Origin of the sequence: Serratia sp. B501 (assembly GCF_051172315.1) — a bacterium.
GTDB classification, from domain to species: Bacteria; Pseudomonadota; Gammaproteobacteria; order Enterobacterales; family Enterobacteriaceae; genus Serratia; species Serratia ureilytica.
This window is the reverse complement of sequence record NZ_JBPIZB010000006.1, coordinates 46541-62405: the sequence shown is the minus strand read 5'-3', so window position 1 is coordinate 62405 and position 15865 is coordinate 46541. Positions and strand designations below refer to the sequence as shown.

General features: G+C 43.9%; 17 protein-coding genes. 6 read left to right on the top strand and 11 right to left on the bottom strand.

The annotated features are described in order from the left end of the window. Nucleotides 1-21 precede the first annotated feature (21 nt). From ACSBQV_RS18010 to ACSBQV_RS17990, 5 genes are all read left to right on the top strand, one after another. On the top strand, nt 22-312 hold the full coding sequence (locus ACSBQV_RS18010) for a hypothetical protein (RefSeq protein ID WP_141128349.1): 291 nt from the start codon (nt 22-24) through the stop codon (nt 310-312). A gap of 112 nt (nt 313-424) precedes the next feature. After that, the gene (locus ACSBQV_RS18005; protein ID WP_143557095.1) at nt 425-967 is read left to right on the top strand and encodes a hypothetical protein; all 543 of its coding nucleotides are present in this window, start codon (nt 425-427) and stop codon (nt 965-967) included. Nucleotides 968-1152: 185 nt separating this feature from the next. After that, nucleotides 1153-1566 (top strand): hypothetical protein, encoded by a 414-nt coding sequence (locus tag ACSBQV_RS18000; protein WP_099784661.1) that lies wholly within the window; start codon nt 1153-1155, stop codon nt 1564-1566. Next, complete coding sequence (locus ACSBQV_RS17995) at nt 1566-2900, top strand: relaxase/mobilization nuclease domain-containing protein (protein ID WP_099784659.1); 1335 nt, start codon at nt 1566-1568, stop codon at nt 2898-2900. Before ACSBQV_RS18000 ends, ACSBQV_RS17995 begins: the two co-directional genes overlap by 1 nt. A 312-nt stretch (nt 2901-3212) precedes the next feature. After that, complete coding sequence (locus ACSBQV_RS17990) at nt 3213-3866, top strand: hypothetical protein (RefSeq protein WP_099784657.1); 654 nt, start codon at nt 3213-3215, stop codon at nt 3864-3866. 57 nt (nt 3867-3923) lie between these two features. On the opposite strand, the gene ACSBQV_RS17985 is transcribed toward ACSBQV_RS17990, so the two are convergent. The 10 genes from ACSBQV_RS17985 to ACSBQV_RS17940 form a co-directional block, all read right to left on the bottom strand. Then, nucleotides 3924-4337, bottom strand: coding sequence for a hypothetical protein (locus ACSBQV_RS17985; RefSeq protein WP_099784655.1), 414 nt, complete (start codon nt 4335-4337; stop codon nt 3924-3926). Between the two features lie 96 nt (nt 4338-4433). Further along, entirely contained in the window at nt 4434-4838 is a 405-nt protein-coding gene (locus ACSBQV_RS17980) for a hypothetical protein (RefSeq protein ID WP_080213943.1), read from the bottom strand. Next, the gene (locus tag ACSBQV_RS17975) at nt 4839-6470 is read right to left on the bottom strand and encodes a DNA-binding protein (protein WP_099784653.1); all 1632 of its coding nucleotides are present in this window, start codon (nt 6468-6470) and stop codon (nt 4839-4841) included. Beyond that, on the bottom strand, nt 6467-7780 hold the full coding sequence (locus ACSBQV_RS17970; protein ID WP_099818079.1) for a site-specific integrase: 1314 nt from the start codon (nt 7778-7780) through the stop codon (nt 6467-6469). The genes ACSBQV_RS17975 and ACSBQV_RS17970 overlap by 4 nt, the downstream gene beginning before the upstream one ends. A 1-nt stretch (nt 7781) precedes the next feature. Continuing rightward, nucleotides 7782-8987, bottom strand: a complete 1206-nt coding sequence (locus ACSBQV_RS17965) for a tyrosine-type recombinase/integrase (RefSeq protein ID WP_080213940.1) — start codon at nt 8985-8987, stop codon at nt 7782-7784. Nucleotides 8988-9315: 328 nt separating this feature from the next. Continuing rightward, nucleotides 9316-9522 carry a helix-turn-helix transcriptional regulator gene (locus ACSBQV_RS17960; RefSeq protein WP_063268343.1) on the bottom strand — a complete coding sequence of 69 codons (207 nt, stop codon included), beginning with the start codon at nt 9520-9522 and terminating at the stop codon, nt 9316-9318. A 100-nt stretch (nt 9523-9622) separates the two neighbouring features. Continuing rightward, nucleotides 9623-10474 (bottom strand): DUF6387 family protein, encoded by an 852-nt coding sequence (locus ACSBQV_RS17955; protein WP_029884399.1) that lies wholly within the window; start codon nt 10472-10474, stop codon nt 9623-9625. Between the two features lie 403 nt (nt 10475-10877). Continuing rightward, nucleotides 10878-12014: an HlyD family secretion protein gene (locus tag ACSBQV_RS17950; protein WP_033651593.1), complete on the bottom strand. Its 1137-nt coding sequence runs from the start codon at nt 12012-12014 to the stop codon at nt 10878-10880. Between the two features lie 9 nt (nt 12015-12023). Next, nucleotides 12024-12368, bottom strand: a complete 345-nt coding sequence (locus ACSBQV_RS17945) for a DUF3302 domain-containing protein (RefSeq protein WP_099784269.1) — start codon at nt 12366-12368, stop codon at nt 12024-12026. Between the two features lie 38 nt (nt 12369-12406). After that, nucleotides 12407-13060: a DUF3313 domain-containing protein gene (locus ACSBQV_RS17940; protein ID WP_025303964.1), complete on the bottom strand. Its 654-nt coding sequence runs from the start codon at nt 13058-13060 to the stop codon at nt 12407-12409. Between the two features lie 135 nt (nt 13061-13195). On the opposite strand from ACSBQV_RS17940, the gene ACSBQV_RS17935 reads away from it, so the two are divergent. Then, nucleotides 13196-14131 carry a LysR family transcriptional regulator gene (locus ACSBQV_RS17935; RefSeq protein ID WP_099784275.1) on the top strand — a complete coding sequence of 312 codons (936 nt, stop codon included), beginning with the start codon at nt 13196-13198 and terminating at the stop codon, nt 14129-14131. A 55-nt stretch (nt 14132-14186) separates the two neighbouring features. Here ACSBQV_RS17935 and ACSBQV_RS17930 read toward each other — a convergent pair whose 3' ends face one another. Continuing rightward, complete coding sequence (locus ACSBQV_RS17930) at nt 14187-15848, bottom strand: DUF2534 family protein (RefSeq protein ID WP_193160480.1); 1662 nt, start codon at nt 15846-15848, stop codon at nt 14187-14189. Nucleotides 15849-15865: the final 17 nt, after the last annotated feature.

The window sequence follows — 15865 nt, the reverse complement described above, 5'->3', positions numbered from 1 at the left end:
ATTAAAACATTCGAGGAAAAAATGAATAAACTCTTTTCAATATTTTTATTATTACCTTTAGCTGTCTACGCAGAACCACCAAAGATTGTTTCTCCAATTGATCATGCGCCGTTGTTCCATGCCTGCTCCGAAAAGCAAGAAAACTTAAATATTTCAAGCAACCAATTAATTGATAAATTAGTTGCTATATATCATATAAATAGAAAGACAGCAGAAAGGGTAGTATCTCTATTAGATACAATACCTGCTGCTGCGCAACCAGGTTTTGACTGTTCGAATGTTGACACAGAATATAATAACATCCATAAATAAAGAGAAGTAAAAGGCCTTCTTGTTCATAAGCAGGCCTTTTACTAAAATTGACAACATGGTTAAAACATTGTAGTTATTTATCACATTAATAATAATTACAGAGGTTCACACCATGAAAATAACTCAATTACTTTTTCTTCTGACAAGCATAGCTTTCTCAACAAATAGTTTTGCTAATGAATCAAATAATGCAAGTGATGACGTGCAAGAAATGCTTGGTTCTCAATATTCACAGATTGCTTATGAATATCTTACTTTACATAAAGATAAGAATATTTTTATTGATGAGAAAAATATAAATGAAAAATATACGCAAGAAGAATTCAAAAGATTATACACTCGTCAATTTAACACGAATTACAAATATTACTCACTTATGATAAAGAATCATCCAGAAGAATTCAAAAAGACAATTTCTTTATTAAATAAAATTAGAGAAACAAACAAGCCATGTCCACATAACGGTTTGATTAATCAATGTTTGTTTTCAAGGTCTCAATTTTTAGACTTCAATATAAAATTATCAAGCATGATTTTAAATGGTGAATCAAAACCGGAGATCGACCGAATATTTAAATCAAAAAAATTAGAAGAAAAACAATTTCAATTATTGAAAAACATGTTAATTGAACAAGCCACAAGAACCAAGCTATAAGCAAGGGCTAACTCTCAGCATCTCCTTCGGTGATACTTTGAGTTGCTCCTTGTTTTTTCGCCCTTTGGTTGAAAAAATTAAAAGCAAAATCAACTGCATACATTGACATTTTCAGCATCTATCATATAAGTAAAATAAGCATAACGGACATGCTTATTTTACTTTACAATATGAAAGGAGTTCATATGAATGATAGAAATCATACTTTTAATAATATCAAGCCATTCAGAATCTGTAGCTATGAAAATTTTGCTTCTGCTGAATTACCCTCTCAGCAGACACGTTCTCATTGTATTAGTATCAGATTAAATGATGCCGAGTTGTCTTACGTTGATAGCCTACGAGAGGATCTCAACCGTGCTGTTTGGATACGTATGTCAGCATTGAATCGTCTCCCTCCCAAAATTCCAGAAATAAATCTAACTGTCTGGAAAAACCTTGCCAAAGCATCTCAGGATCTGAACTACCTTGTTCAGCATCTCAACACTAAATCACACGATAGTCCTTTTACTATCACTGAAATTTATACGGTGCAAAAAAGAATAAAAGCACTAAGAGATGCCCTTCTGTCAGCAAATCGATCTGTCAGTGATAAATAATGAAAGGGATGCAAAAAATCCGCAGAGGAAAGAGTTTTGCTGGTGTAGTCCTCTATACGTTAAAGCCCGGTTCTCATCATAAAAATGACCCTATCGTGATCGGTGGAAATGTAACGATAGTTGGCAATGCCGCTAAAGATCTGATCGCTGAATTTGATAGCACCAAACAGCTTCGTCCTGACGTGCAAAAGGCTGTTTGGCACAACTCGCTTCGTTTGCCTAAAAACGAGGCATTGACTGATGCTCAGTGGGCTGAAATAGCAGATGATTATATGTCCCGAATGGGCTTCTCTGAGACGCATCTAAGATGCTATGTCCTTCATGACGATAAGGCTGGTCAGCACATCCATATCATCGCCAGTCGCATCGAACTCAGTTCGGGGAAGCTCTACCTTGGAAAAAATGAAAATCTCATCAGCACCCGCATCATCCAGCAGCTTGAACTCGACTATTCACTGACAAGAACCAAAGGGCCGGAAGCTAAGGCACCTCCGGCATCGCCCTCCCCTGAACCAAAACACAAAAAATCACGTAATGAAGCGATGATGGAGGAAAGGATTGGTGAGTTATGCCCTAAAACCATCATCCAGAACGCTCTTGAAGTATTCCTTGCCAATAAACCATCAACCACTGAGTTTGTGCATCAGCTTGTGGCACAAAACATCAGAGCAATCCCGAACATCGCTTCTACTGGCCGCATGAACGGCTTCTCATTCGAATACCAGGGGATTGTGTTCAAAGCATCTCAATTAGGAAAAGGGTATTCTTGGGCTGAATTACAAAACAAGATCGATTACCAAGCTGAACGCGATAATGCTTTTCTGTTCGAACTGAAAGCATCTGTCAATGAAGATTCTGAAATAGTCATCCCTACAGAAACCATAACAGAAGACGTGAATAAAGCCATCGAAGTGATTATCCCCGTTAACAGTACTGGTCTGGGCGAAGAGTGTTTACACGAAGCTGACGAAAGCCCTCAAGGTTTACTGAGAGTGGAAATAATATCTGGTTCTATTGCAACAGAAGAGGCTGCCGCAGCACTTCTCTCAGAAGCTTGTGGAGGTACTAAAGAAGTGTATGCAACCGAAGCGGTAAAAGAAGCTCGCAACAATCAGTCCCTGCCTATGGTGCAGACTGGTTTCAGATGGTTGGAAACCATCCCCTATCTCGATATCTTTATGAGAATATTGAAAAAGCTAAAAATCCCATTTTTGAAACCCCCAGTAAAGCACAAGACTATCACCTGCGTTAAGGTAGTTGAGACGTTTCCCTCAAGACCAAAAAACTATATTGAGACGCCTTCATTTCGTCGTAAAGCAACACACTCAATGTGAGCATGGCTCACGGTGGCAAGCCTTCTTGATAAGTGCAGCCAAATAAATTGATCGATAGCACCGATCGATAAAACAAACACGATAGCCATAAACTATCAAAGTTTTTAAATCGATCGGTACAAGTGATTTGCCTTTGCTGCAAACTCAGTCAAAATGTCAATTTACAAATATTCATCTAATAGACTGATTTAACTAGTCTATTTTTTATTTCAATGAGAAGAAGGTTTTGAAATGGCAGATACCATCTCGTGTGTATTCCTTGATTTCTCCATAAAACGAATATGACTTCATTCAGAACACATAGGAACTTGTATGAGTATCTCCACTACGAAACACCACAACATTAGTCTGTCTGAGCGCCAGCAACAAGAAATCATTACTAATGAATTCGAACTGTTTGGTGAAACTTTCGAGTTTGCGGAAATTTTCTCTGCGACTGTCATCAGTTCCAACCCAACAAATGCTCAAATCTTGGTAAAAACAAATGATGGTGATGAAAAGCAGATTTCAGCCTATGGTATCGCGGTAAGGAACTCACACAGGATTCGTCTATACGAGCTTCGAAAGTATAGCAACGATAACTCCTGTGTCGTATATGCCGATGCGCTCATTATTAATTCAAACACAGGCGAATATAAAGTAAACTTAAACAGGAAAACCGTCATTATTCCAGCTTTTCTGACAATGCTATTTCATAATGCTTCGACAGCATCTTTCTTCAGAGTAATGCCAGTTCCGAAGTGGTTTTATATTCTCTTCACTTTGCTTTGTTTGGCTTCTTTCATTGCATTTTGCTCATTGCTTGTGGGATTCAAAGATGGATATGTGTGGGATGAGCACAAGTATATGTGGCTCACATATTTCTTCTCAAGGATCGGAAGCTTCGTTTGTATCAAATGGATTAAAAGAAGAAGCGAGAGATTTTATCATAAACTCAGAAATCTTATCGATTTAGTAAAAAGATAAAAATTATCAGCAACAAAGAGTTAGCCCGTAGATTCCTACTGCGGGCTTATTAAATAATCACAGTCCATATTTTCTTTTCTTCTCTTTGATGGATAACTCTTTTTTTAGAATATTAGCACTATATTTCTTTTTCTCATGCATATAGATTTTTTCAGTTCTGCTTCCATTATTAATGATGAAATCAATCAATGAAGAACATATACTTTTCATTCGTTCTTTATCGATCATGTCATTTTCAATTTTATTGATATAGCAATAATAAGAAAGAAGCAAAAAGTTTAATACAACTTCCCTGTTTGAGAACGTTAACCTTTCAATTTCGGACTGGTATTTAATGTAAAAACCAGCACAAAAAAGATAGGACTGCTCGATTGTTTCTCTTTCTGCGAAGCCTGATTGCGTTAGTTTATCAACGAATCGATCAAGTAGAAGAAGATATCTTTCCATGATATTGATCTTTATTTTTTCCATAATATGCATCCATGCAATTTATTTTTGTCATCCAGACAATTAAAGAAATATCAGAATTATTAATCATGTCAATAGTTAAAATCTATCAAATTATATTTAAATATCTTTTACAGGTAAGGGTCTATTAAGCTCTTCAACTGTTATTTGCTTCAAATGAGAATTATAAAGCCATATCTTGAACTGCTCTAAATATCTGTTATTTAATGCTATCAAAGCTTCGTTTTCAGTTTCGAGCCTCTTTATTCTCTGACAAGCGATTTCTAAATTAGCAGGCTTAATAGAACATGTTTCTTTAATACCAAACTTGAGAATCTTCTTTTTAGAATTAAAACAATCCGAAACCTTGACATGGCTACTTAGAGATTGTCTTGAAGGTCTCTTACCAATAATCTTTACTAACTTGTCGCATAAAGCATCCCAGGTTAGCTTCTCATCTTTATTCCAGTTATTTATAACATTTGTTATGCGTTTTTCATCATAACCAGTAATATGTTTAGCCATTTATTCTCCTTTTATAATTTTAGTTTGAAACTCATACCATTTTTCAGCATTGAGATTCCCATCATTTTTATCATGATACGTTTTTTCAATAATTTTATTATGAATTACCAATAGTCGATCATCATCCTTTCCAGAGTCTTGTATTGGATAATAACCGCATACGTCAAAAGCATATGAGTGCTTGCAGTAACCATACTTAGTAACGAGCACAGCTCCATCATTCAATGAATCGAAATCAGTTATGTCCATGATAGCTATTTCTTTTTTCCTATGGCTATTACTTGCCTCGATTGTCGTTTTTTCTCTTATGAGCTTAGTCATTTGTAAGTGTGATCGGTGATCATAGGAAACATTTTGTGAGACCAACTTTCTTCCAGACCATCGAGCGATACTAAACTCATCCATGCCATTAATTTGAGAAAAAGTATTCAATAGATGCCTTAATTGATGAGTTCTAATAGAATAGGGAATACCATCCTCATTGATATAGCCGTGTCTTTTGAACAGGTTTGTTGTGCCTTTAATACTTGCAACAGCATTAATATCCATTCTAAAAAACTCAGCCGTGGGTCTGAAAAAAGATGTAAAATCTTTTCTTGTCTTCTGACACAGTTGCCTATCAAATAAAAGACATAAAGCATTTGAATATTTAATTCTTTTTTCTTCATCATACCAAGGAAAATTCTGAGGCTTTGTGGGAATGAGTGCATACTTGGATGACTCAGTGCCTTGGCCTTCCATTGTTCTTGAGGCAAACCTTGCATGGTTGGACAGTTTTTTTAATCGAGCTATCGCCTTTTGAGCTATAGGGACCATTACTGTAGGAATCCATTTAATATCCCCAGCATAACCCTTTGCGGAAAAAAATCTTAAACCATATCGTTCAATGCCTTTGTCATCTTTTTCAGTAATCTCACAATCTGCTGGAAGACTTAAAATTTCTGAAATTCTTCCTGGAGCACACATGAGTAGTGTAAGAACAGAAGTAGTGAAAATGTCCCTCGTAGACAATTGGCTTTCATCTTTAGAGAAAATCTCAGCAATAGCTATTACAGATTTTATGTCTGGTAGTTTTGAGTGTCCTTCGAGTGAAGGTTCATAACCTTTCCAGCTCTGAGTTATTTTATGTCTTAACGGATTTACCCAGAAAAAGTATGATGAAGTCGTCATTCTGTTTCCTGTTAAGAATAAACATAGTTTCTCAAGTTCTTTACCAATTCCAACTGCTTGTACTTTTGAATATTTGGCAGATGCTAACCTTGCACATTCATCAAATATGATATTATTGCACTTAATAATATTAGCTTCTCCGTATAATTTCAATAAAACAAACTCAATGATTTTCAACATTGACAAAGTATTTTGGTTTGACTTTGACCTGTTAAACGAGTGAATATGAAACATATAAGCTTTAGCGAAATCAATGAAACTACCATCTAATCTATCTTTGCTATTTCGATTATTGTTCATGTCAAATTTATTGAATCTATAATATCTCTTCCATACATTGCTTTTCCATGAAATCGCTAACTTCGAGTTGAGAATATTACTCTTACAAAATTCAATAAATTCATCAACATTTAAACTCGGATTATTAGCATTGGCTGGCTCGAATAGTATGATATTGGTCATTGGGAACTCCAGGCTCTAAAGTTTTTACAAGTGAAACATTCAATTTGATCATTTTTATCATTAAAAAATCCGAACGAATTTAAAATATATTCAGTAAAGAGCTTCTTGTTTTTTGACTGTTCTTCTCCAAGAAATATCTTTGATAGCGGTTCAAAAAAAGGATTGAGCATCTTGTCTATATCATGAACATTGTCTGGACAATTTTTTACGTATATCCCTGATGAGTTTATAGATTTATGGTCTAATGCTTTAGCTATTACTTCAACTGATGCACCTTCCTTTGCTAAACGAGTTCCCAGGGTATACCTAAATCGTCTTGCATTAATCCGTATAGGGCCGTTATTACTTGATGACCCAATGTTGAATTTAGTAGTCAAATTATTTAGTCTGTTTGAGATAAAAGAATTCTTCATATGTAAAAAATCAGTTGTCATGATGGTATCTAAACTTTGTCCAGTATCAATTAATACATATTGTTTAATGTCCATGAGTATAGGTAATTCATTTTTTAAATGACTAATTTTCCTCTTGACCCTATCTTCGATATGTTTCTTGTTCAGATCAATCAAGGTTATAAGTTCCTCATACAGGCTATCGTCGATTCTCATCATGCTGAACTCACTTCTGAAGTTCTTCCTTTGTTTTACTTTCGGTATATTTAGAAAACAACCCTCTTCCGTTCTGATGAGATCTTTCGCTTTCAACGAAGTTAGCTGTGATGGCCTCCTTCCCGTTTTTGCTAATAGAATAACGTAGCAATACATAAACAGAGGGATTTTATCTTCTTTCAACAATTTCCTGATACTTTCAAGTATGATTTTCAGCTCTTCTTCCGTTAGTGGTCCACTATTCGGATCTCTTCGTTTAACGGCTTCCCCTGTTAAATTAGGTTTAATGGTTATTTTTTCCAGCATTCTTAGAGCTGAGTTATCTACTCCTTCATAACCGAGTTTTTTCCATTTACTAAGAAAGTTCTTTATTGAATTTAGCTTATAGTTTTTCTCAGGGCCTAAGCTAACATTAAATTGATAAACCGCTTTGGAATTAATCATTTCAAGATCCATCAATCTTAGCCATTGGCTAAAGATGTGATTTATATTCTTTATGTAGCCTGCACTATATTCAGACGAAAAATATGCCAAGGTATTAAGATAACCAACACGCATCGACCCTGGCATTTTATCGGCAACCTTATGTGGGCAAACACAATTATTTATATCTAATTGCCATTTATTATCTGAAATCCTGAACCTATACCCCTTCATCATTGCAAAAACTACATTCTCTTTTTTTAAAGTGCTTGTTTTCATTTCATTCCCCTTTAGTTATTTTCCTCAAAGAGTCATAAACTCTTCCAATAACTTCCTTTTCTTTCATTGATATGTGTTTGAAGTTATAATTTTCTGACATCTTTGAATCTTTTGACCACCCCATGAGATAGCACCTCAAACCTGATTTTCGGCTGATATCTAAATTCGAATCATCAATTTCACTTGAATAGAAATAGTTCCAGGAGTGTCTCAATTTATGACCTGATAAATTCTTTAATTCCGGGCTTGATTTTTTAATGGTCGAAATTATCTTTTCATATGCTGAAACAGATAAAGGTTCTCCAACTGTTTTACATGAACTGTGTGTAACAAACAGGAAGTCATGCTTCTTCTTTTTGGTGTATTTATTTCTATAGTTATTTATGTAATCCAAAATCTCCAATGCTAACTCGTCCGACAAGGGAATTTCCCTTTCACCAGTTTTGACTAAAGGTTGATTCAGCCTTCGATCTTCAATGCAATCATGTCTTCTGAAAATACTTAGTGTGTAATCCCTAGGATTTAAATCATTAACTTTTAGATTTAATAGCTCTCCTGCTCTTAAACCACAATTCAATAGTAAGGTAAAAATGAGTCTGTTTCTCACTTGAACATCCTTCTGAAAAGGATTTTGGCTTCCTTCAATTTCTAATAACTCAAACAGTTTTTTTATCTCTTCTTTGCTCAGTGATTTATCTTTTCTGTCATTCATGCTAAGAGATTTATTTAGCGGGAGATGTGCTCTAATACTTTCTATGAAACTCTCGACTTCATATCTAGCATGAATTCCCTTAATAGAATGAAGTAAACCGCACAGCCAATTAAGATAGCTCGAAAAAACATGAATTCTATAACCGAAAGTTCTTCTTGCAATCTGATACCCTTTTATTAATCTTACATTTGTAATCTTTTGCTTATCAAATCTCTGCCTTGCATAACGGATCAGGTCATCCACTTCTGCTACACTTAGGAACTCCTTAATTTCAATCCTATCAATTATATTTATTTTCCTGCTTTTGAGGAAATTGCTTAGTATTAGTAAGTTTGTTGCAACTATCTCCATCGTTGATGCGGTCGCACTTCTATTCCTGACATTGGTTGTAAGATAGAGATTTTGATAATAAACAGGCAACTGTGTTTCTTTATCGAGAACCAAACATCCTCGTTCGCCATTGCTCATCACAAATTTTTTTATTTGATATGACATTATAATAACCCTCCGAAAACTTTACATTTAGTAATCACTACGGCTTATCTTTATTTTATCAATTTAAATTTTGCAAATTTTTTTGTTATATATGGCTTTATTTATAATGAATTTAAATATTTAAAAAAATTTCTTTCACGTGAAAGAAACAGGTACGGCTAGTAAAAGGTATCCATACCCGATATTAAGAAACCACCTTTGAATACCTATGGCGTAAGCTCTGCCTGAAAAAACGTAAAGAATTACGTTAAATATAGGTTTTGTTAAGATATAAACTTTACTAATTTGAGAATTAATCTTCAAAAAATAAGAAGGCTGTAATTTTATTTCAGGAGACATGCTTTCTTGAATTTTCGATAGTTAATTGAATCCACTCTTCCACTTCACTTTCAACGAAAGCAACTGCACGAGATCCAATTTTTACTGGTGATGGGAAACATCCTTTGCTGATTAGATGATAGATCCAGGCTTTACCATAACCGGTTCGATTGAGAACTTCAGGGAGGCGAATAAGACGGGTGTTGTGCTGATTCATAGTCGTTTCCTCTTCTTTCATTTTGATGGAAACGACTATACGAATGAATCAGCGGGAAAGAGACCGAAGCTGGGAATTCCAGAGCTAATGGAGGTTGGCCTTAGTCAGAATCAGCGATTTTCATCACGTCTGAAACTCTGATGTTTTTGAGATGGCTGTTTTTGTTGATGAACAGATGAAACTGTCGGATGAAAGGTATACTCGCGGCCTTCAGAGCAAGGGGTCTGTCTGTGTCCCGAATTTGGTGATTAAGGCGGGTCTGTTCTTCATCATCATCGTCTGTGTAAAGGAGGCGTGAAAGACGGTCTTCTGATATCCGAACATTGTGCAGCGTTGACCATACAAGGATGTCGATCATGGGAATGAGTCTGTAGTTGATGATTTTCTTAATCGTTCCATAACCAAAGCGGATCGAGTCAGTAGTGTCAGCCTCAATGCCTCTGACCTTACGCCACTGAGGTAGTGCGGCTTTCAGGGATTCAGCTATTTCCTCGTCAGTTCCATTCGCCAAGTCGATTTCGACCATGACAGTATCTCTGAACAGGCGAGGTAGGGACTCTGATACAGGGCTTTCGAGGAATTCACGGTTAACCGAGTACTCATCCCCTCCCTCCCAGAAGAAAAGTGAATTTCGTAGTCCCACAATACTGAGTTGCGCCAGTCTTTCAGTTGTTGTCAGAAAGAAGTGTGGTGGCTGGTAAAGAGTATCCTCTCTTGTGAGATAGCCGAGATGCTTTTCTGTGATGAGAAAGGGCTTTCCAGTGAAGATCCTGTCGATGTAGAGCCTTACGGCTTCTGCTTCAAATTCTTCATGATATGGTTTGAAGAACAATGTCCTTGCCAGTAATTCATGGTAGAGGTGTATAAGCGGAAGCTCTTCGAATCCGCGATATGTATCAATATCCAGCCACTTCTTCACCTCTCTCGTCTGCTCAACTGACCAGTTTTTCATAACGATCTCCAACATGCATTAGACTTAATGTATGTAGCTAACGTAATCGACATGTTAAAGGAAGACCAATGAAATGAGTTCAGATGCCATCAGGAAGTTGAACCAAGAGGTTTGTTATTTTTTGATACAGTCTGCTAACGGACTATTTTCAGGGGATTATGCCGTTACGATTTATGGTTCCTTTATAGAACCAAAGGTAAAGTCAGAAACAACAGTTATCTAGAAAATTCAATTAAATAGATATCTAGTTACAGGGACGCCAGCCCACCAAATACGTCGCCAGTGAACCAGATAGACCCGGCGATAATAGCGAAAAAGCCCACAACTTCGGTTGCGGGCTTTTTTGTTTTTGTCACATTCAGGGGGAAACCCCTTGGCCCGGGCTCCCCCGGGCCGATGCAGGCTAGTGATCCAAATAGAGGTAGTGCAGCCAGCTGGTCATGCGCAGCAGCACTTTGCGCATCACGGAGACGTGCTCGAAGTGCCCGGTATAGACCGCCGCCTGGGCGCTCACGCCGTCGGGCAGATGATCCAGATCCGGGTTGGCCGCCAGATCGATCATCACGTACACGCCTTCCCGGCCCGGCGTGGCGCTCAGGCCCTGCAGTGCGCCGCTGGCCTGGTAGCTGCCGTCCGGTATCGCCGGCAACACCCGGCTCACGGTGCCGCCATAAACCTGCCCCGGCAAGCCGTTGAACACCACTTCAGCCTGGTCCCCCTGCGCCAAGCGCAGGATGGCGTTCTGGCGGAACACTGCCACCACCTGGCGCTTTTGCTGCGGGATAAAGATCATCACCGGTTTGAACGGCAGGCGAACCGCCGCCGTGCCCGGCCGCGCCAGCACCTGCGTGACATAGCCATCGCTCGGCGCACGCACCACCGTTTGTTCCAGGTTGTAACGCGCTTCGGCTATTTGCGATTTCAGGCTGGCTATCGTGGCGTCTTCGCCGTCATAGCGCCCGGACAACCGCGCCTGTTCCTGTTGGAACTGGGCTTTCGCCGCCTGCAGCGCGGCGGATTGCGCCTGATACTGCTGCTGCGCATGGCTGACGTCCTGCTCCGAGAACGGGTTGACTGGCATCGCCGCCCCTTTCGCGTAGCGCTGGTAATCTTTACGGGCGCGCTCAAACTCCACGTTCGCCCGCTGCACGTTGGCGGCGGACTCGCTGAGTGCCGCCCGACGCGTTCTGATCTCCGCCTCTGCCCCGGCCAGATCCGCCTCCAGCTTGGTGAGCCGCGCGCGGTAGCGGCTGTCGTCGAGACGGAACAGCACCTCGCCTTTGCGCAGCAGCACGTTGGTTTTCTCCGTCACCTCAACGATCATGCCCGAGACCTGCGGCACCATCGGCACCGACACGGCAATTTTCTGCGCACGATCGCTGTACGGATGGTTGTAGTTCATCGTCAGAATCAACGCGCCGACGATAAATATTCCGCCAAGCACCGCAGTCGGCACGGTCCATTTGTTGACCGGAATGCGGAACAGTTTAAATACGCCGTAGCTCAGCGCCACGTAGCTGAGAATAATGAGCAAATCCATAGGCTACGCTCAACTTACCGTGGAGCCGGGAACCGCCGACGGCTTTTCCTGCAGACGTTGTAATTCCGCTTCGAGCAGCGCAATGCGCGCCTGCAGATCCGTTGAGGGTTCCGGCCTTTCACTCATGCCCCAGCCGCGTTCCGGCCGATAGAGCGTCGCCCAGATCCACAGCAGCGGCCAAATGGCGTGCAGCGTAAACAGGCTGACCCAGCCGGCGACGTGAATCGCATCCTGATGCGGGTGCTGGCGTTTTTTCGCCAGCAAATAGGGAATGTCATGAATAATAATGACGCCGTAGAATAATATCAGGAATACCGCGATCAGTACGCCTAAAGCAAAATAGTTAAGAAACATGTAAAGTCCTGGTTGAGAATAATGAAAATAAATAATCTCTATAGCGTGTTATATTGTCTAATGTCGTTGGCGATAGTATCGATGGCGTTCTTCACGTCGGTGACTTTCAGCTGTGCTTTCTCATTATTAAGATTTTCTCCCGAAGCCTTACGCACCACTTTAATGACCGGCTGATTGGTCGCGGCATCGATAAACTCGCCTTCCATATAGACCGCGCTCTCCATAGTACGGTGCCCGGTTACGCTTTGCGTCGCGGCGATCAGCAGCGTGATTGGCAAGACTTCATAGACCTGCAGCCCTTTCTTCTGCGTGTCGATCGCCGTGATGGCGCCGCGGAAAATCAGGGTATGCTCGCGCGGCATGTCCACCAGCGTAAAATGGGTGCCCATCGCCTGCTTAAACTGCTGGTTGGTGTAATTCAGGATATTGTCGAGCGCGCGCTGGCTCACCATCTCGCTCGGTTTCGGCCGCGGGAAATAGATCATCGGTTGATACACCAGATATTGATAACGGGAAAAATCGACGTTCTTATCCTTCCAATATAAAACGTCTTTACCGGACGCGGATTGACCTTTATTGATATCGTTATAATTGGTCAGAAAGGTCGAGTATTTTTCTTTTTCGGTCACGGCGGAAGAGCACGCGGCCAGTAATAACAGCGCGGGTAAAATAACCGCTCTTGTCACTTTCATTGACGGATTTCTCTTTATTCTTGTGGATAGCAAATAATCAAATCGAATGATACCCACCCACCCGTGATAAGTCATATGACAATGCCGCCAAAGGTGTATATCATTTTTGATATAAAAACTCATACGAGCCGGCCTGTGAAAGAGAAAGACTTCCGCATTGAAGAACTCAGGATTGTCCGCGTCATTGCCGAAACGGCGAGCGTCAGCAAAGCGGCGCAGCTATTGGATATGCCGCAGTCTAACGTGTCGCGCGCCCTCACCGCGCTGGAGCGGCGGCTCGGACTGGAGCTGTTCCTGCGCGGCCCGCGCACTCTGTCACTGACCGAGTTCGGCGAACAATTCTTGCGGCGCGCCTCGCAGTTGCTGGACGAACACAGCGATCTGCTCGATATGGCCGGCACCTATAAACGCAGCCTGAACGGCATGGTCACGCTCGGCGCGCCGATCGGCATCCACGCTTTCCTGGCCCGTTATTTACTGCCGCCGCTGCTGCATGCCGCGCCGGAATTGACGATCGATCTGGTAACCCGCAACCCCGACGAACGTGAGAAAAAGCACGGTGCGGTATTCGACAGCGACTGCGATTTGCTGATCAGCTTTTTCCAGCCGCAAAACGAAAACCTGATCGCCAGGCCGCTCACCCGTTTTCGCGTCGGGCTGTTCGCCGCACCGGATTACATCGCCCGCTCGCCGCTGGCAGCGCTGGATGAACTGCCGCAGCATCGCTGCATCACCTTGCGCATGCTGGGCGGCATCCGCAATACCTGGAGCGGCTACAGTGCACAGGGGGAGTTGGTGCAGGTCGAGATCAACGGCGCCAGCGTCTGCGATAACATTCTGCCGGCGATCGAGCTGGCCAAACAGGGCCTGGGCATCGTCTACGCCCCGTATTATTCCGTCGCCGCCGAGCTCGATGCCGGCACGCTGCTGCCCTGCCTGGCGCGCGAGCGCGGCATCGATATGCAGGCCTACCTGATCTACCGCCGGCGCGGCGTGTTGCCGCACCGCGTGCAGGTGACGATGGACAGCATCATGGAAAGCGTCAAACTGCACGCGCACCGGCTGATATAGCCAGGAAAAACCCCGCCGCAGCGGGGTTGAACGCTTCACGTCAGCGAAAAATACCTCACCGCCCCTCTTTCTCCCCCAGGAAGAAATACCACAGCGGAATGGAAAGCAGCAGGGTGAACACCAGCGTATACAGCAGCACCATCAGGCTCTGCATGATCACCATCTGGGCGCTCCAGTCACCGATCGGCAGCTGAAACTGTTCGACGGTGCCGCCGAGGATCGCCCGGCCCATCACGCAGCCGACCGCCACCGCCACGGTCGCCACCGCCGCGCGGAACTTGCGCACCTCGGCGCGGCGGGCGGTCGCTTCCGGCGTTTCGTCCCGGTGGCTTTGCCGTTGGCCGCGCCAGCGCCACACGTCCACCAGCAGCAACGCCACGAGGCTCACGCCCATTACCGGCAGGCAATAACCCAGCACCGCTGCTACCAGCAGCGTGACGGCGCGGGCAGGCAGGGAAAGCGCCAGCCAGGCGGCAACCAGCGTCTGCACCGGATGCTGCGCCCCCGCCGCCGGGCGGCGCATCCACCACATGCGGTAACCCAGCACGATCGTCAAGCACAGCCCGAGGCCAAACGCCGCCAGCAGCAGCTGATTCGGCAAGCCGAACAGAATGCCCATGTGGGCGTCGATGCCCCAGCGGGTCAGCTTGGCGATGAACGGGAAGGTGTCGAACCGCACCTGATCGATGACGGCGAAGCTTTGCGGCGCGATGGCAACCGCGTCCACCTGCGTCGGCCAGCTGCGATCCACTTCGGTCACCGTCCAGGCTTTGCCCTCGCCTTTCGGCTGGCGCAGCTCGACCTTAGCGGCGTCTATTCCGGCGGCGCGCGCGGCATGCAGCGCCCGATCCCAATCGCCGTTCAGCGCATTGCTTTGCGCGGCAGGGCCCATCTTCATGCCCGGCATCATCCCGCGGTGCTCGGCGTGCGGATCGGCCGGCGTCTGCGGCGCATCGGCCTGCAGACTGGTGTTGACCTGCGGCGTCAGCCAGCCCAGGTTGGCCCGCAGCGCGTCGATGTTGCCGCCGGCCCACTGCGACCAGGTCAGCCCGGTGGCCGAGAAGAACAGCAGCCCGGCCAGCAGCGCCACACCCAGCGTGATATGCCAATGGCGGTTAGCGGCGAAGCCCCCTTTCACCCTTTTCAGCTTGCGCTTCGGCCGCGTCGCCAACCACAGCGCCACGCCGCCCAGCGCGGCCACCCACAGCCAGGAGGCCGCCAGCTCGCTGTAGTTGCGGCCCAGATCGCCAAGCAGCAGGCTGCTGTGCAGCTTGTCCAGCCAGGTGCGCAGCGGCAACACGCCGGAGGTGCCGTACACCGTCATATCGCCCTTGATCGCCAGGGTATAGGGATCGACAAACAGCGCACGTGACTCGGAAGCGCCCAGATCGGCACTCGCGAACTGTACGCGAGTGGTGTCCATTGCGCCGGGTGCCGGACGCACGGCGTAAATGCGCGCCTCGTCACCCGCCGCACGGCGGGCAGCGGCGATCTGGTCAGCCAGCGATCTCGCCTGCCCGTGCGGCTCGGTGAAAAGCGCATCGCGATACAGCGCCTCTTCAAGTTGCGGCGTCAACACATACAGCGTGCCGGTCAGTGCAGCGACCAGAATAAAAGGAGCGACCAGCAGGCCGATATAGAAATGCAGCCGTCTGATCAGGTTCAGCATCGCGCCACGCGGCGATGCGGCAGGTGGAGTTTTGGTTATTGAAGACATGGCTTTTCTCGTTTTTC

Bases quoted from the DNA above. Each gene is read 5' to 3' on its own strand.
- ACSBQV_RS17970 (WP_099818079.1), bottom strand. From the start codon at position 7,780: ATGAAAACAAGCACTTTAAAAAAAGAGAATGTAGTTTTTGCAATGATG.
- ACSBQV_RS18000 (WP_099784661.1), top strand. From the start codon at position 1,153: ATGAATGATAGAAATCATACTTTTAATAATATCAAGCCATTCAGAATC.
- ACSBQV_RS17990 (WP_099784657.1), top strand. From the start codon at position 3,213: ATGAGTATCTCCACTACGAAACACCACAACATTAGTCTGTCTGAGCGC.
- ACSBQV_RS17960 (WP_063268343.1), bottom strand. From the start codon at position 9,522: ATGAATCAGCACAACACCCGTCTTATTCGCCTCCCTGAAGTTCTCAAT.
- ACSBQV_RS18005 (WP_143557095.1), top strand. From the start codon at position 425: ATGAAAATAACTCAATTACTTTTTCTTCTGACAAGCATAGCTTTCTCA.
- ACSBQV_RS17940 (WP_025303964.1), bottom strand. From the start codon at position 13,060: ATGAAAGTGACAAGAGCGGTTATTTTACCCGCGCTGTTATTACTGGCC.
- ACSBQV_RS17995 (WP_099784659.1), top strand. From the start codon at position 1,566: ATGAAAGGGATGCAAAAAATCCGCAGAGGAAAGAGTTTTGCTGGTGTA.
- ACSBQV_RS17950 (WP_033651593.1), bottom strand. From the start codon at position 12,014: ATGGATTTGCTCATTATTCTCAGCTACGTGGCGCTGAGCTACGGCGTA.
- ACSBQV_RS17930 (WP_193160480.1), bottom strand. From the start codon at position 15,848: ATGTCTTCAATAACCAAAACTCCACCTGCCGCATCGCCGCGTGGCGCG.
- ACSBQV_RS17955 (WP_029884399.1), bottom strand. From the start codon at position 10,474: ATGAAAAACTGGTCAGTTGAGCAGACGAGAGAGGTGAAGAAGTGGCTG.
- ACSBQV_RS17965 (WP_080213940.1), bottom strand. From the start codon at position 8,987: ATGTCATATCAAATAAAAAAATTTGTGATGAGCAATGGCGAACGAGGA.
- ACSBQV_RS17985 (WP_099784655.1), bottom strand. From the start codon at position 4,337: ATGGAAAAAATAAAGATCAATATCATGGAAAGATATCTTCTTCTACTT.
- ACSBQV_RS17980 (WP_080213943.1), bottom strand. From the start codon at position 4,838: ATGGCTAAACATATTACTGGTTATGATGAAAAACGCATAACAAATGTT.
- ACSBQV_RS17945 (WP_099784269.1), bottom strand. From the start codon at position 12,368: ATGTTTCTTAACTATTTTGCTTTAGGCGTACTGATCGCGGTATTCCTG.
- ACSBQV_RS17975 (WP_099784653.1), bottom strand. From the start codon at position 6,470: ATGACCAATATCATACTATTCGAGCCAGCCAATGCTAATAATCCGAGT.
- ACSBQV_RS18010 (WP_141128349.1), top strand. From the start codon at position 22: ATGAATAAACTCTTTTCAATATTTTTATTATTACCTTTAGCTGTCTAC.